Here is a 681-nt window from a genome sequence, read left to right on the forward strand (position 1 = left end):
TCCACATACATCCGGTCATACCCGTCCAATGGTTGGTCCTCTGCCACGCGGTAGCCGCGCGCCTTCAGAGTGGTGACCAGCGCTGCGAGATCGCTCACAATGAAGGCTGGGTGCGCTTTGCGGGCTGGCTTGAAATCAGCGTCCACTCCCAGGTGGACCTTCAATGCTCCCTGTTCGAACCAGCATCCGCCCCGGCTGGCGAGATGAGCGGGCTTGGCGACTTCGCTGATGCCGAGAACGCCCTCATAAAAGGCGCGTGCTTCGCTTTCGCCCCCGGGTGGCATAGCGAGTTGCACGTGGTCGAGGCGCGTAATGGTCATTGTCGCAATTTAGTTTCGGCCGGGGCCGGAATCCACCGACGGCGAAAGCGCGACAAACCGCCTGTGCCGTGGCCCGAGTCCTTGCCGTCTCCTGCACTCGCAAAGGTTCCAAATCGGACCGGGCGTGTACGACGGCAATTGGCCACAAGCGCCCATTGGGGGCGGCCTTGAGCTGGCTCTATGCGCCCAGCCCGTCCAAGGCGGCGGCGAGATCGCCATAGCGGCCGACAACGCGGTCCGCGCCGGCCATTGCCAGACGGTCGCCATGATTGCCGGCGCAGTGAGCCCCAGCGGTGAAGCCGATGACCTGCATGCCGGCGGCCTTGCCCGCCATGACGCCGTTGACGCTATCCTCGACGAC

The 681-nt window shown here is 64.6% G+C and carries 1 protein-coding gene and 1 pseudogene; both read right to left on the reverse strand.

Features of this window, described 5'->3' with window-relative positions:
* On the reverse strand, positions 1-320 hold a 320-nt coding region (locus AB4Y92_RS25180; protein ID WP_441822100.1), incomplete at its 3' end, for a hypothetical protein.
* A gap of 178 nt (positions 321-498) precedes the next feature.
* Positions 499-681 (reverse strand): annotated as a pseudogene (locus AB4Y92_RS25185) (hypothetical protein); the annotation flags it as partial.

Origin of the sequence: Lysobacter sp. TAB13, assembly GCF_052113885.1 — a bacterium.
Lineage (GTDB): Bacteria > Pseudomonadota > Gammaproteobacteria > Xanthomonadales > Xanthomonadaceae > Lysobacter > Lysobacter gummosus.